This window comes from Streptomyces luteoverticillatus (genome assembly GCF_003970715.1).
GTDB lineage: Bacteria > Actinomycetota > Actinomycetes > Streptomycetales > Streptomycetaceae > Streptomyces > Streptomyces abikoensis.
This window is the reverse complement of sequence record NZ_CP034587.1, coordinates 1,973,480-1,989,074: the sequence shown is the minus strand read 5'-3', so window position 1 is coordinate 1,989,074 and position 15,595 is coordinate 1,973,480. Positions and strand designations below refer to the sequence as shown.

Sequence of the window (15,595 nt, the reverse complement as noted above, 5' to 3'; positions counted from 1 at the left end):
CCACAGCTGATCGCTGATCGCCACGGCAGGAGCCCCGTCCAGTACTGGACGGGGCTCTTCGCCGTTCCCGGACGTGGATAGGCTGGACCGCGTAACGGGGGCCCAGGGCGGCCCCCACCAGGGACCGACCACCAGGAGTGTGGACCATGAACGTGACCCCGACAGGCGGCGAGCGCTCGGTGGCCCACACCTGGCCGGGCCTCCTGGACGCCCTGCTCGGCGGAGTGGACCTCGGCGCCGACGACACGGCCTGGGCCATGGACCGGATCATGCGCGGGGAGGCCACCGACGCCCAGATCGCGGGCTTCGCCGTCGCCCTGCGGGCCAAGGGCGAGACGGTCGCCGAGATCTCCGGCCTGGTCCGGGCGATGTACCGGCACGCCAATCTCATCGAGGTGCCCGGCCCGAGCGTCGACATCGTGGGCACCGGCGGCGACGGCGCCAAGACCGTCAACATCTCCACCATGTCCTCGATCGTCGTCGCGGGCGCCGGGGCGAAGGTCGTCAAGCACGGCAACCGCGCCGCGTCCTCCGCGAGCGGCGCCTCGGACGTCCTGGAGAAGCTCGGGGTCAATCTGGAGCTGACCCCGCGCCGGGTGGTGGAGGTGGCCGAGGAGGCCGGCATCACCTTCTGTTTCGCGGTGAAGTTCCACCCCGCCCTGCGGTATGTGGCCCCCGCCCGCCGTGAGCTGGGCATCCGCACGACCTTCAACGTCCTGGGCCCGCTGACCAACCCCGCGCGGGTCAAGGCCCAGGCGACCGGCGTCGCGGACGCCCGGATGGCGCCGATCCTGGCCGGGGTGCTGGCCGAACGCGGCTCCTCCGCGCTGGTCTTCCGCGGCGACGACGGGCTCGACGAGCTCACCACGACGGCCACCTCGCGGGTGTGGATCGTGGGGGACGGCCAGGTGCGGGAGGAGTCCTTCGACCCCCGGGACGTCGGCGTCGACCTGGTGCCCATCGAGGCGCTGCGGGGCGCCGACGCCTCGTACAACGCGGATGTGGCCCGCCGGCTGCTCGCCGGGGAGACCGGCCCGGTCCGGGACGCGGTGCTGCTCAACTCCGCCGCCGCGCTGGCCGCCCTGACGCCGACGGACGAGCCCCTCACGGAGCGGATCCGCGCCGGGATGGCGCGGGCGGCCGAGTCCATCGACTCGGGCGCGGCCCGGCGGGTGCTGGAGAAGTGGGTGGAGGCCAGCAACCGCTGAGTCTCCCCTCAAGGGCGCGGTCCGCATCGCGGACCGCGCCCTTGCGCATTCAAGATCCTGTGGCATGATGCTGCGCAGGTCACGAGTGACAGCGTTTCGGCCCCGGCTTGCTGTCCGGCAACCCTCCTTCCGTGGCGGGGTGCCCCGGGTGATGACCAGGCCGCAGGCAGACGTCTGCGGCAAGCGCGGATCCCTCGCCAGGGATCCTGGTTGTCGAGGGAGACCCTTCCGTGTTGCAGCGAATGCTCTAGGGCCGTTCCGGCCCCTTCTCCGGTACGCCTTCATCCATCACCCCTGCCGGGAGAATTCGCCATGTCCGCATGCCCTGTTGTCACTACCGTCGAGCCGCTGCCCGTCCTCGGTCACGACGTCCGCGTACCGCTCGTCACCGGGGGCGAGGTGACCTACGCCGCGCTCGACTACGCCGCCAGCGCACCGGCGTTGCGGCGGGTGTGGGACGACGTCGCCGCCTACGCGCCCTACTACGGCAGCGTCCACCGGGGCGCCGGGTACCTGTCGCAGCTGTCGACCGACCTGTTCGAAGGATGCCGGGCCACCGTCGCCGGCTTCCTCGGCTGCCGCGAGGGCGACCAGGTGGTCTTCACCCGCTCCACCACGGACTCGCTGAACCTGCTGGCGTCCGTACTGCCCGCCGGATGCCGGGTGTTCGTCTTCGAGACCGAGCACCACGCGGCCCTGCTGCCGTGGCGGGACGCCGAGGTCACCTACCTCGACGCCCCGCGTTCACCGGCGGAGGCCGTCGAGACGCTGGAGCGGGCGCTCGCCGACCGGGAGCCGTATGGCCCGGCGCTGGTCTGCGTGACCGGCGCGTCCAATGTGACCGGCGAGCTGTGGCCGGTACGGGAGCTGGCGGCGGCCGCGCACGCGCACGGCGCGCGCATCGTGCTGGACGCCGCCCAGTTGGCGCCGCACCACCCCGTGGACGTCGCCGGGTGGGACGTCGACTGGGTCGCCTTCTCCGGGCACAAGCTGTACGCGCCGTTCGGCGCCGGCGTCCTCGCGGGGCGGGCCGACTGGCTGCGGGAGGCCGAGCCGTATCTGGCGGGTGGCGGCGCCAGCCGCAGGGTGGCCCGCGACGCCGAGGGCGGCGTCGAGGTCGAGTGGCACGACACCGTGGCCCGGCACGAGGCCGGTTCGCCCAACGTCATCGGGGCCTACGCCATCGCCGCCGCCTGCAAGGCGCTCCAGGAGACCGGCTTCGACCGGCTGGTCGAGCGTGAACGGGAGCTGATCGCGCGGGTGCGGGCCGGGTTGGCGGACGTCCCGGGGGTGCGGGTGCTGTCGCTGTTCGGCGCGGACGCCCCGCGTGTGGGGGTGCTCTCGTTCGTCGTGGACGGCTGGAACAGCTCGCACTTCGCGGCGGCGCTCTCAGCGGAGTATGGGATCGGGGTGCGGGATGGGCTTTTCTGCGCGCATCCGCTCGTCCGCGTCCTGCTGGACGGCGATCGGGGGGCGCCCGGCGAGTGCGGGCCGTCCGACGGGCGGTCGCTGAATGCCATTCGGGTGAGCTTTGGGGCGGGGACGCCCGATGAGCACGTCGAGCGGTTCGTACGGGCTGTACGGGAGCTCGTCACCGAGGGGGCTCGGTGGAGCTACCGCACCGAGGGTGGGCGGTGCGTTGCGGTTCGGCCGCGGGTCGGCTTGGGCTGAGCGCGCCCACGCGGCGGAGCCGCATAGTGTCACAGCCCCGCGCCCCTTCGGGGCCCGGTTAGTTGTCGAGGCCGATCGCGAAGGCCGCTTCCAGGTCGTGCTGGGAGTACGTGCGGAACGCGATGTGGGTCTCCGTCGAGGCCACGCCCGGGACCTTGCTGATGCGGCCCGGGATGAGGTCCGCGAGGTCGTCGTGCCGGGCCACGCGGACCATCGCGATCAGGTCGGCCCCGCCGGTGACCGAGTAGACCTCGCTCACGCCCTCGATGGCGGCGATGTTCTCGGCGATCTCGGGAATCCGGTCCACGTCGGTCTTGATGAGCACGATCGAAGTGATCACGTCGGTTTGTCTCCTTCGGTGGACCTGGCTGCGCCCTTCACTCTAGCCGCAGGTGTGCGAAGCCCCCAGGCGTAGCCGAATCCGAGTGCGAATCCCACGACGTGGGCCAGATAGGCGACCCCGGGGCGCCCCGCGTCCGTCCCCGTCGCCAGCCACTGGAGCGCGAACCAGAACAGCAGTACGGCCCACGCGGGGAAGCGCAGCGGCAGGAAGAACAGGAACGGGAAGAGGCTGGTGACCCGCGCCCTGGGGAAGAGATAGAGGAACGCGCCGAGCACCCCGGAGATGGCTCCCGACGCGCCCACGAGCGTGCGTTCGGAGTGGGCGTGCACGGCCGCGTAGCCGAAGAGGGCGAGATAGCCGGTGAGGAGGTAGCAGCAGAGGAACGCGGCACGGCCCAGGTGGGCCTCGGTCATGGCGCCGAAGACGTAGAGGAAGAGCATGTTCCCCAGCAGATGCAGCCAGTTCCCGTGCACGAAGAGCGCGGTGAGCGGGGTGCGCAGAGCCCAGGGGGAGCCGTGGAGGAGCTCCTGCGGCACGACCCCCCAGTGCGCGAAGTAGTCGGTCTGGGCGGCCGGCAGTCCGGGTCCGGTGCCGTAGACCGGATTCAGGCCGGAGACGGGGCCGATCAGGAAGACCGCGCCGCAGACGGCCAGGATCGTCCAGGTCACCCACGGGGTGTCCGGGTGGCCCGGGCGCCCTGCCGTTTCGATCATGGCCAGATCATGGCGTACCGGGCGCAACCCGTGCAGAGCGCCTCGCCGGGCCGTCCGTGCGGGCCGCACGCCCCGCGCCCGGCAACCGGCAGGCCGTAGGGTTACGGGGAGCACCCCGCGGACCACAGACGAGGACGGACGACACGATGGGCGTTGTTCCCCAGCCGACAGCCGGGAACCGGTGGCGCTGCACCCTGTGCGGCAACCTCACGCGTTTCGACGTCACGCGGACGACCAAAGCCGTGGAGTTCGTGCACCTCGACCTGGCGGGGGAGCCCGCGGTGGAGGAGCGCGAGATCGTCAGTGAGACGATCGAGTCCGTGCGTTGCCGCTGGTGCAACGCCGTCGACCAGATCGAGCTGGTGGCCCGGCCGGGCGCCGATGCCTGACGAACGGGAGCGATAAGCGGTGGTGGAGCACACGGACGGCGTGGAGGCGGCCGGTGACGCCGGCGGGGCCGACGACGGCGTCAGCGAGGTGCTCGACCGTCCGCTGCCCGAAGGCATCCGGCGGCGGGTCATCGGGCTCGTCGCGGAGGCGTTCGGCGGGCTGACGGTCGCGGAACTGCCCGCCCAGTTGCGGCAGTATGCCCGGTTCACCCCCTCCCGCCGGGCCAAGTTCGCGGGGAACGCCATGGCCGCGGCCGTGGAGAGCGACTCGGCCTTCCGGCAGCGGATCTCCGCGCGGCTGCGGGAGACCGGTTCCGAGCTGGCGGAGGCCCTGGAGGCCGGTTCGCCGCCGGCGGCCGCCGATCCGGAGGACGTGGCCGCCATGGCGTTCGTGCTGCGGCCGGCCGGCTGGGTCAAGCTGGTCACGGCGGCGGGCGAGGAGGCGGCCCGGGCGAGCGCCGAGCGGGCCGACGAGGAGGCCCGGCACGAGCTGACGCGGCTGCGCGAGGAGCTGGCGGCGGCGCGGGCGGAGGCGAAGGCCGAGGCCGACCGGGTCCGGGCCGAGCTGGAGGCCGTCCGGCGGGACGCCGAGTCGTTGCACCGCAAGCTGCGCAGCGCGCAGAGCGATGTGCGGCGCGGCGAGGCGGCGCTGCGCAAGGCCCAGGGCGAGCTGGAGGCGTTGCGCGCCGAGGCCGCCGCCGAGAAGGCGGCGGCGCAGGGCGAGGCGCGCCGGGCCAAGGCCCGGCTCGCGGAGGCCGAGGCGGCCCTGGAGGCGAGCCGCCGGGCGACGCGCGAGGGTCGCAGCGTGGAGGACGTCCGGCTGCGGCTGCTGCTGGACACCGTGCTGGACGCGGCGCAGGGGCTGCGCCGCGAGCTGGCGCTGCCGCCGGTCTCGGTGCCGCCGGCGGACACGGTGGACGCGGTGCGGCCGGGCACGATGACGCCCCGGGACATCGCGACGCGGGCGCTGTCGGAGACGGATCCGGCGCTGCTGGACCAGTTGCTGGCGCTGCCTCAGACGCATCTGCTCGTCGACGGCTACAACGTCACCAAGACCGGCTATCCGACGATGCCGCTGGACAAGCAGCGGCTGCGGCTGCTGGGCGGGCTCGCGATGCTGGCCGCGCAGAGCGGCGCCGAGGTCACGTGCGTCTTCGACGGCGCGGAGCTGGCCGCCCCGGTGCTGCTGGCGCCGCCGCGCGGGGTGCGGGTGCTGTTCAGCAAGCCGGGTGTGACGGCGGACGAGCTGATCCGTCAGCTCGTGCGGGCCGAGCCGCCGGGCCGGCCGGTCGTGGTGGTCTCCACGGACCGCGAGGTGGCGGACGGGGTGGCCAAGGCGGGGGCGCGGCCGGTGGCATCGGCCTTGCTGCTCAAGCGACTTGCCCGCACCTGACCGTCAAGTGGTCATTACCGACTGTGTCAGGTTGGTAAAGGATGTACCGCTGACAAAGATTTTTCGCAAGAAAATTTGAACGGTGGCGACGGTGGTCACTAGGGTCATGCCTCGAACCTTCATTCGCGGAATCACTCGTTCGGGGTGTGCGGTGAAGGTCCCGCCGCGCCCCAGGAATTCGCGCGGCGGGCGGCCCAGAGTAGAAGGAGCTCGTCTCCGTGGCGTCCCACCGTCGTCCCAAGAAGCCGAGCCGCACTCGGGCCACCGTGCTGACCGCGACCGCGGCCATGGCCGTCGCCCTGTCCGCGCAGGCCGCGCACGCCGACACCAAGCTGTCGAAGTCCGAGGCCAAGGACCAGGTCGACAAGCTCTACGAAGAGGCCGAGCAGGCCACCGAGAAGTACAACGGGGCCAAGGAGCAGCACGACAAGCTGGAGAAGCAGGTCAGTGAGCTCCAGGACAAGGTCGCGCGCGGCCAGGACGAGTTCAACCGGATGCGCGGCGCCCTCGGCCTGATAGCCACCTCGCAGTACCGCACCGGCTCGATCGACCCCACGCTCCAGCTGCTCCTCACCTCGGACCCCGACACCTACCTGGACCGGGCCTCCCGGCTCAGCCAGCTGAGCGCCAAGCAGGCCGACACGCTCCGGCTGATGGCCGCCAAGCAGCGCGTCCTCAAGCAGGAGCGCGCGGCGGCCTCCTCCAAGCTCGCGGACCTGGAGTCCACCCGCAAGGCCGTGGAGCAGCACAAGGACGAGGTCCAGGGGAAGCTGGCCGACGCCCAGAAGGTGCTCAACCAGTTCTCCGAGAAGGAGCGTGCGGAGATCACCGGCGGGGACCAGAAGAGCGGTGGCGCCAAGTCCGGTGGCGACAGCGGCAAGAGCGGGGGCGACAGCGGCCGCGCCAACCGCTCGGAGACCCGCCCCAACATCCCCGCGGGCTCCGGCCACGCCGCCGCCGCCCTGGCCTACGCGCAGAGCCAGGAGGGCAAGCCCTACGAGTACGGCGCGACCGGTATGTCCACCTGGGACTGCTCCGGCCTCACCCAGTGGGCCTACGGCCAGGCCGGCGTCTCCCTCCCGCGCATCTCCCAGGACCAGGCCAACGCCGGCACCCGGATCTACGACCAGAGCCAGCTCAAGCCCGGCGACCTGGTCATCTTCTACGGCGACCAGCACCACGTCGGCCTCTACGCGGGCAACGGCCAGGTCTTCCACGCGCCCCGCACCGGCGCCTACGTGCGCTACGAGGCGATGGGCAACATGCCCTTCCAGTTCGGTGTGCGCGTCGGCTGATCCGACGTTCATCACTTCCGCCGCGCCATGCCGCCCTTTCGGGCGAATCGCGACTACGGCAAGTGACACCGCGCCCCGCCGATGACCTGCGTCTGTCGGCGGGGCGCCGTTTTTGCCGCCCGCGAGGTCTTTGAACCCGGGGTGAGCGCGCCGCTACTGTCTGGCGCGCGGTGCCCGGCCGTCGTCCGCCCGTCGACCGGGCGGCAGGGTCCGCACACAGTGGAAGGGAGTGCGGCACCCCGTGGCGTCCCATCGCCGTTCGCAGTCCGGTCTCACCCAGAGTGTCCGGGTCACCGTCCTGTCCGCCGCCATGGCCACCGCCGCGGCCGCCTTCTCGGCGGCCCCCGCGCTCGCCCGCCCCGGTGACCCCGCCGACGACTCCAAGACCCCCGGGACGGTGAAGGCGCGGCTCGACCAGCTCTACGAGCAGGCCGAGCAGGCCACGGAGAAGTTCAACGCGGCGGGGGAGCGTGCCGACGCCCTGCGGGAGCGCGTGGAACAGGTCGCCGACCGTGTGGCGCGCGGCCAGGAGAAGGTCAACCGGATGCGCGACGCCCTCGGGCTGATCGCCACCGCCCAGTACCGCCACGGCGCCGTGGACCCCGCCATCGAGCTCATCCTCTCCTCGGACCCCGATGGCTACCTCGACAAGGCCGCCACGCTCGACCGCGTCACGGGCCGTCAGGCCGGGCAGCTGCGTGCCCTGCTGGCCGCCCAGCGCACCCTGCGCCAGGAGCGCCAGGAGGCCGCCCGCACCCTCGCCGAGCTGGAGGACAGCCGCCGGGCGGTCGAGCGGCACAAACAGGAGGTCGAGGACAAGCTCGCCTCCGCCCGCCGGCTGCTCAACTCCCTGCCGGACGCCGCCCGCGAGGAGTACGCCCGCGCCTCGCGCTCCGAGGAGCGCTCGGGCGGCCCGCTGCGGACCGCCGCGGCCGCTCTGCCCTCCCTCGGCGACGTCTCCGCGGCCGTCGGCTCCGGCCGGGGCCTCGCCGCGGCCATGGCCGTCCGGCAGGCCGTCGGCTCGCCCTACGCCTGGGGCGCCACCGGGCCCGGCGCCTTCGACTGCTCCGGGCTGATGCAGTGGGCGTACGGCCGGGCCGGGGTGGGCCTGCCGCGCACCTCGCAGGCGCAGCGCAACGCCGGGCGGCACGTCTCGCTCTCCGAGGCCCGCCCCGGCGACCTGGTGATCTACCGCGACGACGCCAGCCACGTGGGGATGTACGTGGGCAACGGCCAGGTCGTCCACGCCCCCTACCCGGGGGCGCGGGTGCGCTACGACCGGGCCGACATGATGCCCATCTCGTCCGTCACCCGTCCCTGACGGCGGCCGCCCGCACGGTGCGTACGATGCGGGGGTGACGGACGGTGACGGTGGCAGCAGGGGGCTGGGGCGGCGGGCGGTGTGCGGGCTGGGCGCCGCCGGGCTGCTCGGGCTGTCCGTCGCGCTGGCCGGCTGCGGGCGCGGCGGGTCCGCGGCGGATCCCGAGCCGGACGAGGCGTCCGTGCGGCGGCTGCTCGACCGGTGGGCGGCGGCGGTGCGGCAGCGGGACGAGGCCGCCTACCTGGCCGTCATCGACCCCGCCGCCGACGGCTACCGCGCCGAGCGCCGCCTGGTCTTCGCCAACCTCGCCGCCGTGCCGCTGGCCTCCTGGGAGTACCGGCTGGTCCGGCTCGCGCGCGGCGCCGTCGCCGAGGCCGAGCTGCGCTACCGGCTCGCCGGCCACGACGCGGCCCCCGTCACCGCCCCGCTCCGGCTGACGCTGACGCGGCAGGACGGCCGCTGGTACGTGGCCGGGCAGGAGGCCCGGCACCCGGCGGGGCAGCTGTGGGAGCAGGGCCGGGTCACGGCCGTGCGGGGCGGGCGCAGCCTCGTCCTGGGCGTGGGCCAGGACGAGGGCCTGCTGCGCGCGGTGGCCGGCCTCGCGGACGCGGCGGTACCGGCGGTGGAGGCGGCGTGGGGCGGGCGCTGGGCACGACACGTCGTGGTCGAGGTGCCCGCTTCGCTGGAACGGATGGGCGCCCTTCTGGAGACGCCCGCCGCGAACTACCGGGGCATGGCGGCCGTGGCCACGGGTGACCGGGTCGTCGTCAATCCCGAGGCGTACGGGGAGCTCGCCGACTTCGGTCGGCGGATCGTGCTCACGCACGAGACGACGCACGTCGCGACGCGGGGGGTGACGACGGCGGCCACGCCGAAGTGGCTCTCCGAGGGCTTCGCGGACTGGGCCGCGTACCGGGGCACGGACCGCACGGCCCGGCAGGCCGCGCCGGAGCTCGCCGCGTCCGTCGACGCGGGCGACCTGCCGTCGGGGCTTCCCACGGACGGCGACTTCGCCTTCACCGGCGAGGCGGGGCGCTTGGCGCGCGCCTACGAGGGGGGCTGGCTGGCCTGCCGCATGATCGCGGAGGGGTGGGGGGAGGGGGCGCTCAGGGCGTTCTACCGGGAGGGGAGGGACGGGTTCCGTGGGGTGCTCGGGATCGGTCCCGAGGACTTCACGGCGAGGTGGAGGTCGTACGTGGCCGGGGCCTTTTGACGGTCCCCAATCCCGCCCCTCCCCGTTTCCCGGGGGCTCCGCCCCCGGCCCCCCGGTCCTCAAACGCCGGACGGGCTGATTGGTGCCCGGCTCATTAGCCCGGCACCAGCGCCGATTCCCGCTCGGCCGGCGGATCCGGCTCCCCCTCAGGCAGGTGGCCCTCGGTCACCGTCTCGCGCCACAGGCGCGAACACGCCACCACCGTCGCCGCGACCAGCAACCCGTTGCGCAACGTAAGCGTCGCCACCCCCAACTTGTCGCTCGCGACCACATGCGAGAACCAGATGGGAAACTCCAGCTGCGTCAGCGGCGCGGCCATCAGCACCAGCAGGATCGGCAGCCGCTGCCGGGGCGTCCCCATCGTGACGCACACCGCCGCCAGGCCGATCAGCCAGATCATGTACTGCGGGCTGATCACCCGGCTCGTCGTGGTGAAGAGCAGCACCGCCGCGAACGCCGCGTCGTACGGCGTCGTCGGCGTGAAGCGGCGGGCCCGCAGCCGCCACAGCAGCAGCCAGCCGAACGCCAGCACGCTCAGCCCCAGCGCCAGCGCGCTCACCGCGTGGACGTGCCGGCCGAGGAATTCCACCGAGCCGTAGTTGAGGCGTGCCTTGCCGTGCCAGCCGATGTGCCGGGCCAGGTGGAAGACCAGCGAGCCCAGGGACTCCACCTCGGTGCCCCGGTCGCGCTGGAAGGTCAGGAACGCCAGCGCACCCGGCATCGCGGCCGTGAAGAACATGCCCAGCACCCCCGCCGTCACCAGCGCCGCGCTCCAGACGGACCGGGTGGCACGGCCGCGCGGGGTGCCGATGACCAGCAGGACCGGCCAGATCTTGAGCAGCGCGCCGAAGCCCGTCAGAGCCCCCGCCAGCCGGGTGCGGCGGCCCACCGTCAGCAGGGCGGCGACGGCGACGGCGGTGACCATCACGTCGTAGCGGGCGTAGACGATCGGCCCGAGCAGCGGGACGCCCGTCACCCACACCCAGACGCCCAGCGGGCCGCGCCGGCCGTCGCGCGCCGCGTACAGCAGCATCCCCATGACGGCCGCGTCGGCCGCGAGGCAGAGGACGAAGAACGCCGGCGCGTAGTTGAGGAACGGCAGCAGTCCGGGGGCGAGCACGGCCAGCGCGGCGGCCGGCGGGTACTGCCAGGTCACGTCGTCGTACGGGAAGATGCCGCCGCGCAGCACGCCGTACCAGCCCTGGTAGATCACCTCGATGTCGACGGACACGTCCGAGCCGGGCATGTCCCACACCCGGAACACGCACATCATCAGAACGGCCCGGGTGACGGTCCACACCCCGATCGAGAGCCGCAGACCAGTGCCCGCCACCATCACTTCACCTCATCCCGCCGTAGGCATGTGGTAACTGAGAGGAATCATGCCGGTCGAGGGGGCCCGCGCGCGCGGCGACGCGGCGCGGTTGACGCCTGTTCGAACCCGGTACTGTCGGCGGCGATGGACAAGACCCTGATCGTCACGAACGACTTCCCGCCCCGCCCCGGCGGCATCCAGGCCTTCCTCCACAACATGGCGCTGCGTCTGGACCCGGCGAGCATCGTCGTCTACGCCTCCACCTGGAAGCGGAGCGAGGAGGGCCGCGAGGCCACCGCCCGCTTCGACGCCGAGCAGCCCTTCCCGGTGGTCCGCGACCGGACGACCATGCTGCTGCCCACGCCCCGGGTGACCCGGCGCGCGGCCGAGCTGCTGCGGGAGCACGGCTGTACGTCGGTGTGGTTCGGGGCGGCCGCGCCGCTGGGGCTGATGGCGCCCGCGCTGCGGCGGGCCGGGGCCCGCCGGCTGGTGGCCACCACCCATGGGCACGAGGCGGCGTGGGCCCAGTTGCCGGGCTCGCGGCAACTGCTGCGCAGAATCGGCGAAGGCGTCGACACGATCACCTATCTGGGGGAGTACACGCGGTCCCGGATCGCCTCCGCGCTGACGGACGAGGCGGCGGCCCGCATGGCGCAACTGCCGCCCGGCGTGGACGAGAAGACCTTCCACCCGGCATCCGGCGGCGCCGAGACCCGGGCGCGGCTCGGGCTCGCGGACCGGCCGGTCGTGGTGTGCGTCTCCCGGCTCGTCCCCCGCAAGGGCCAGGACACCCTGATCGAGGCCATGCCCCGGATCCTCGCGGCCGTGCCCGACGCGGTGCTGCTGATAGTCGGCGGCGGCCCCTACTCCGACGACCTGCGCGCGCTCGCCGCCAAGACCGGTGTCGCCCACGCGGTCCGCTTCACCGGGCCCGTCCCCTGGGAGGAGCTGCCCGCCCACTACGGCGCCGGCGACGTCTTCGCGATGCCCTGCCGTACGCGCCGGGGCGGCCTGGACGTCGAGGGGCTCGGCATCGTCTACCTGGAGGCGTCCGCGACGGGCCTGCCGGTGGTCGGCGGCGACTCGGGCGGCGCCCCGGACGCGGTGCTGGAGGGGGAGACGGGCTACGTCGTGCGCGGCGGCTCCGCCGAGGAGGCGGCCGACCGGATCGTCACCCTGCTGAACGACCCGGAGCTGCGCCGCCGCATGGGCGAACGCGGCCGGGCGTGGGTGGAGGAGCGCTGGCGTTGGGATCTGCTCGCCGAGCGGCTCAAGGAGCTTCTCTGACGGACAAACGGGTAAGGGGCTTGCGCCATTGCGCGAGCCCCTTACCCGTTGACGGCCGGTCAGCCGTGGTAGATCGCCTCGATCTCGTCCGCGAAGTCCTTCGCGACAACGTTCCGCTTGAGCTTCAGCGACGGCGTCACATGGCCGGAGGCCTCCGTGAACTGCGCGGGCAGGACGCGGAACTTGCGTACCGACTCGGCCTTGGAGACCGCCGCGTTGCCGTCGTCCACCGCCTTCTGCACATCCGCGAGCAGCTCCGGGTCGTCGGCCAGCTCGGCCGCCGTGAGCCCGGCGGGCTTGCCGTGCTGCTCCAGCCAGCGCGGCAGGAAGTCCTCGTCCAGGGTGACCAGCGCGCCCACGAACGGGCGGCCGTCGCCGACGACCATGCACTCGGCGATCAGCGCGTGCGCCCGGACGCGGTCCTCGATCACGGCGGGGGCGACGTTCTTGCCGCCGGCGGTGACGATGATCTCCTTCTTGCGGCCGGTGATACGCAGGAAGCCGTCCTCGTCGAGGGTGCCGAGGTCGCCGGTGTGGAACCAGCCGTCGGAGAGCGCCTCGGCCGTGGCCGCCTCGTTGTTCCAGTAGCCGGTGAACAGGTGCTCGCCGTGGAGCAGCACCTCGCCGTCGTCGGCGATCCGCACCACCGAGCCCGGCAGGGGCTGGCCGACCGTGCCGATCCTCGGCTTGTCCCAGGGGTTGAAGGCGGTGGCGGCGCACGTCTCCGTCAGGCCGTAGCCCTCCAGGACCGTGAAGCCGATGCCCCGGTAGAAGTGGCCCAGCCGCTCGCCCAGCGGGGCGCCGCCGGAGATCGCGTGGGTGGCGCGGCCGCCGAGGACCGCGCGCAGCTTGCTGTAGACCAGCTTGTCGAAGATCTTGTGCTTGAGCCGCAGGCCGAAGGAGGGGCCCGCCGCGGTGTCCAGCGCCCGGCTGTAGGCGATGGCCGTCTCGGCGGCCTTGTCGAAGACCTTGCCCTTGCCGTCGGCCTGCGCCTTGGCCCGGGCGCCGTTGTAGACCTTCTCGAAGACGCGCGGCACGCCGAGCACCAGCGTGGGGCGGAAGCCCTGGAGGTCGTCGGTGAGGTTGCGGATGTCGCTGACGAGACCCAGCCGGATCGGGGCCATCACCGAGGCGACCTCGACCAGGCGGCCGAAGACGTGGGCGGCGGGCAGGAACAGCAGCACGGACGACTCGCCCGTGTTGAACAGCGGCTTGAGCCGCTCGACGACGTTGCCGCACTCCGCGAAGAAGCTGCGGTGGGTGAGGACACAGCCCTTGGGGCGGCCCGTGGTGCCGGAGGTGTAGACGATGGTCGCGGGCGAGTCCGCGGTGGCCAGCGCGCTGCGCTCGTCCACCGCCTCGTCCGTCAGCGCCTCGCCCGCCGCCCGCAGCCGGTCCAGGGCGCCGCGCTCGATCTGCCAGATGTTGGCGAGGTCCGGCAGCCGGTCGCGCACGGACTCGACCGCCGCCTCGTGCGCCGGCGTCTCCACCAGGCAGGCGACGGCGCCGGAGTCGCCGAGGATCCACTGGATCTGCTCGGGGGAGCTCGTCTCGTAGACCGGCACGGTCACCGCGCCCGCGCTCCAGATGGCGAAGTCCAGCAGCGTCCACTCGTAGCGGGTGCGCGACAGCAGGCCGACCCGGTCGCCCGGCTCGATCCCCGCGGCCATCAGTCCCTTGGCGGCGGCTCGCACCTCGGCCAGGAAGCCCTCGGCGGTGACGTCCTCCCAGCGGTCGTCGACCTTGCGCCCTATGACGGCCACCTCGGGGTGGAGTGCGGCGTTCCGGCGGATGAGATCCGTCAGGTTGCCGTCGGCGGGGACCTCGTACAGGGCCGGAAGGCTGAACTCGCGCAAGACTGCTGCTCCTCGTCGGGCGCCGGCGCCGCCGCGTCTTCGAGGGGCGCTGCGTCGGCTGCGGTCCATTGATCAGGCAGGGGGGTGCTGGACAGCGTGGACTGCCCGGACGTTACCCACCAGTACGGATTTCGAATAGAGGGTCGTGCCCAGATGTTCCATGCGTCACATGCCACGGGACCGCTCCCCGCACCCTAGCCCCTAGGCCAGGTGACCGGGAAGTAACCGCAGGTCGGGACCCTTCCGGAGGCCCGGCCGCAACACCTAGGGTGATCCGTATGCGAGTCCATGTGGTCAGCGACGTGCACGGCAACGCCGAGGGGCTGGCGCGCGCCGGAGACGGCGCCGACGCCCTCGTCTGTCTCGGCGACCTGGTCCTCTTCCTCGACTACGCCGACCACTCGCGCGGCATCTTCCCCGAACTGTTCGGCGTCGAGGCCGCCGACCGGGTCGTCGAGCTGCGCACCGCCCGCCGCTTCGAGGAGGCCCGCGCCCTCTCCCGGTCGCTGTGGGAGGGCATCGACCGCGAGCGGGCCGTCGAGGAAGCGGTGCGCAAGCAGTACGCCGAGCTCTTCGCCGCCTTCCCCACCCCCACCTACGCCACCTACGGCAACGTGGACATCCCCACTCTCTGGCCGGAATTCGCCCGCCCCGGCACCACCGTCCTCGACGGCGAGCGCGTCGAGATCGGCGGCCTCGTCTTCGGCTTCGTCGGCGGCGGCCTCCGTTCCCCCATGCGCACCCCCTACGAGATCGACGACGAGGTCTACGCCGCCAAGCTCGCCGCCCTCGGCGAGGTCGACGTGCTCTGCTCCCACATCCCGCCCGACGTGCCCGAGCTCTGCTACGACACCGTCGCCCGCCGCTTCGAACGCGGCAGCGCGGCCCTGCTGGAGACCATCCGCGCCACCCGCCCCCGATACGCGCTCTTCGGCCATGTCCACCAGCCGCTGGCGCGCAGAATGCGCATCGGGGCGACCGAATGCGTCAACGTCGGCCACTTCGCCTCCACCGCGACACCCTGGGTGCTGGAGTGGTGACTCGCGGCGGGAGGTAGCCTTCACCGGCAGACCTTTCAGCTGACCATTCACCAGGGCGCGCACCGGTACGGAGGAGCCACACAGATGGCCGAACACACCAGCTCGAGCATCACGATCGAGGCGACGCCGGCAGAGGTCATGGCGGTCATCGCCGACTTCGGCCGCTACTCGGAGTGGACGGGCGAGGTCAAGCAGGCCGAGGTGCTCGAGACGGACGAGCAGGGCCGCGCCAGCAAGGTGCGCCTGGTCCTGGACGCCGGCGCCATCAAGGACGACCACACCCTCAACTACAGCTGGCCCTCGCCCGGCGTCGTCGAGTGGTCCCTGGACAAGTCCCAGATGCTGCGCCAGCTCGACGGCTCGTACAGCCTGGAGCCCGAGGCGGGCGGCAAGCACACCAAGGTGACCTACACCCTCACCGTCGACGTGAAGATCCCGATGCTCGGCATGATCAAGCGCAAGGCGGAGAAGGTCATCATCGACCGCGCCCTCGACGGCCTGAAGACCCGCGTCGAGAGCGGCGCCGCGTCCTGACGCCCTGACCCCCACGC

14 protein-coding genes and 1 riboswitch are annotated in these 15,595 nt (G+C 72.9%); of the genes, 10 read left to right on the top strand and 4 right to left on the bottom strand.

The window, feature by feature from the left end; genetic code table 11:
- The first annotated feature begins 146 nt into the window (after positions 1 to 146).
- Together trpD and EKH77_RS08375 are read left to right on the top strand one after the other, a co-directional pair.
- On the top strand, positions 147 to 1,208 hold the full coding sequence (trpD, locus tag EKH77_RS08380; protein ID WP_126913783.1) for an anthranilate phosphoribosyltransferase: 1,062 nt from the start codon (positions 147 to 149) through the stop codon (positions 1,206 to 1,208).
- Between the two features lie 77 nt (positions 1,209 to 1,285).
- Positions 1,286 to 1,400, top strand: a riboswitch (SAM riboswitch).
- 120 nt (positions 1,401 to 1,520) lie between these two features.
- Positions 1,521 to 2,879: an aminotransferase class V-fold PLP-dependent enzyme gene (locus EKH77_RS08375; RefSeq protein ID WP_126913782.1), complete on the top strand. Its 1,359-nt coding sequence runs from the start codon at positions 1,521 to 1,523 to the stop codon at positions 2,877 to 2,879.
- Between the two features lie 58 nt (positions 2,880 to 2,937).
- Here EKH77_RS08375 and EKH77_RS08370 read toward each other — a convergent pair whose 3' ends face one another.
- Positions 2,938 to 3,219, bottom strand: coding sequence for an Lrp/AsnC ligand binding domain-containing protein (locus EKH77_RS08370; protein ID WP_126913781.1), 282 nt, complete (start codon positions 3,217 to 3,219; stop codon positions 2,938 to 2,940).
- Positions 3,216 to 3,935, bottom strand: coding sequence for a rhomboid family intramembrane serine protease (locus EKH77_RS08365; RefSeq protein WP_126913780.1), 720 nt, complete (start codon positions 3,933 to 3,935; stop codon positions 3,216 to 3,218). Before EKH77_RS08365 ends, EKH77_RS08370 begins: the two co-directional genes overlap by 4 nt.
- A gap of 146 nt (positions 3,936 to 4,081) precedes the next feature.
- Here EKH77_RS08365 and EKH77_RS08360 point away from each other — a divergent pair, with 146 nt between their 5' ends.
- From EKH77_RS08360 to EKH77_RS08340, 5 genes are all read left to right on the top strand, one after another.
- On the top strand, positions 4,082 to 4,324 hold the full coding sequence (locus tag EKH77_RS08360) for a hypothetical protein (protein WP_126913779.1): 243 nt from the start codon (positions 4,082 to 4,084) through the stop codon (positions 4,322 to 4,324).
- Between the two features lie 19 nt (positions 4,325 to 4,343).
- Positions 4,344 to 5,717, top strand: coding sequence for an NYN domain-containing protein (locus EKH77_RS08355; protein WP_397612733.1), 1,374 nt, complete (start codon positions 4,344 to 4,346; stop codon positions 5,715 to 5,717).
- Between the two features lie 218 nt (positions 5,718 to 5,935).
- On the top strand, positions 5,936 to 7,012 hold the full coding sequence (locus tag EKH77_RS08350; protein WP_126913778.1) for a C40 family peptidase: 1,077 nt from the start codon (positions 5,936 to 5,938) through the stop codon (positions 7,010 to 7,012).
- 241 nt (positions 7,013 to 7,253) lie between these two features.
- On the top strand, positions 7,254 to 8,333 hold the full coding sequence (locus EKH77_RS08345; protein WP_126913777.1) for a C40 family peptidase: 1,080 nt from the start codon (positions 7,254 to 7,256) through the stop codon (positions 8,331 to 8,333).
- Between the two features lie 34 nt (positions 8,334 to 8,367).
- Entirely contained in the window at positions 8,368 to 9,546 is a 1,179-nt protein-coding gene (locus tag EKH77_RS08340) for a hypothetical protein (RefSeq protein ID WP_430980978.1), read from the top strand.
- 94 nt (positions 9,547 to 9,640) lie between these two features.
- Here EKH77_RS08340 and EKH77_RS08335 read toward each other — a convergent pair whose 3' ends face one another.
- Positions 9,641 to 10,882 carry a glycosyltransferase family 87 protein gene (locus EKH77_RS08335; RefSeq protein ID WP_126913776.1) on the bottom strand — a complete coding sequence of 414 codons (1,242 nt, stop codon included), beginning with the start codon at positions 10,880 to 10,882 and terminating at the stop codon, positions 9,641 to 9,643.
- A gap of 123 nt (positions 10,883 to 11,005) precedes the next feature.
- Between EKH77_RS08335 and EKH77_RS08330 the strand changes: the two genes are divergently transcribed.
- Positions 11,006 to 12,148, top strand: a complete 1,143-nt coding sequence (locus tag EKH77_RS08330) for a glycosyltransferase family 4 protein (protein WP_126913775.1) — start codon at positions 11,006 to 11,008, stop codon at positions 12,146 to 12,148.
- 59 nt (positions 12,149 to 12,207) lie between these two features.
- On the opposite strand, the gene EKH77_RS08325 is transcribed toward EKH77_RS08330, so the two are convergent.
- Positions 12,208 to 14,004, bottom strand: coding sequence for an AMP-dependent synthetase/ligase (locus tag EKH77_RS08325; protein WP_126913774.1), 1,797 nt, complete (start codon positions 14,002 to 14,004; stop codon positions 12,208 to 12,210).
- Between the two features lie 278 nt (positions 14,005 to 14,282).
- Here EKH77_RS08325 and EKH77_RS08320 point away from each other — a divergent pair, with 278 nt between their 5' ends.
- Both EKH77_RS08320 and EKH77_RS08315 read left to right on the top strand, forming a co-directional pair.
- Entirely contained in the window at positions 14,283 to 15,044 is a 762-nt protein-coding gene (locus EKH77_RS08320; protein ID WP_126913773.1) for a metallophosphoesterase family protein, read from the top strand.
- Positions 15,045 to 15,128: 84 nt separating this feature from the next.
- Positions 15,129 to 15,578: an SRPBCC family protein gene (locus EKH77_RS08315; RefSeq protein WP_126913772.1), complete on the top strand. Its 450-nt coding sequence runs from the start codon at positions 15,129 to 15,131 to the stop codon at positions 15,576 to 15,578.
- Positions 15,579 to 15,595 lie beyond the last annotated feature (17 nt).

Bases quoted from the DNA above. Each gene is read 5' to 3' on its own strand.
- trpD (WP_126913783.1), top strand. From the start codon at position 147: ATGAACGTGACCCCGACAGGCGGCGAGCGCTCGGTGGCCCACACCTGG.
- EKH77_RS08375 (WP_126913782.1), top strand. From the start codon at position 1,521: ATGTCCGCATGCCCTGTTGTCACTACCGTCGAGCCGCTGCCCGTCCTC.
- EKH77_RS08365 (WP_126913780.1), bottom strand. From the start codon at position 3,935: ATGATCGAAACGGCAGGGCGCCCGGGCCACCCGGACACCCCGTGGGTG.
- EKH77_RS08360 (WP_126913779.1), top strand. From the start codon at position 4,082: ATGGGCGTTGTTCCCCAGCCGACAGCCGGGAACCGGTGGCGCTGCACC.
- EKH77_RS08335 (WP_126913776.1), bottom strand. From the start codon at position 10,882: ATGGTGGCGGGCACTGGTCTGCGGCTCTCGATCGGGGTGTGGACCGTC.
- EKH77_RS08330 (WP_126913775.1), top strand. From the start codon at position 11,006: ATGGACAAGACCCTGATCGTCACGAACGACTTCCCGCCCCGCCCCGGC.
- EKH77_RS08320 (WP_126913773.1), top strand. From the start codon at position 14,283: ATGCGAGTCCATGTGGTCAGCGACGTGCACGGCAACGCCGAGGGGCTG.
- EKH77_RS08315 (WP_126913772.1), top strand. From the start codon at position 15,129: ATGGCCGAACACACCAGCTCGAGCATCACGATCGAGGCGACGCCGGCA.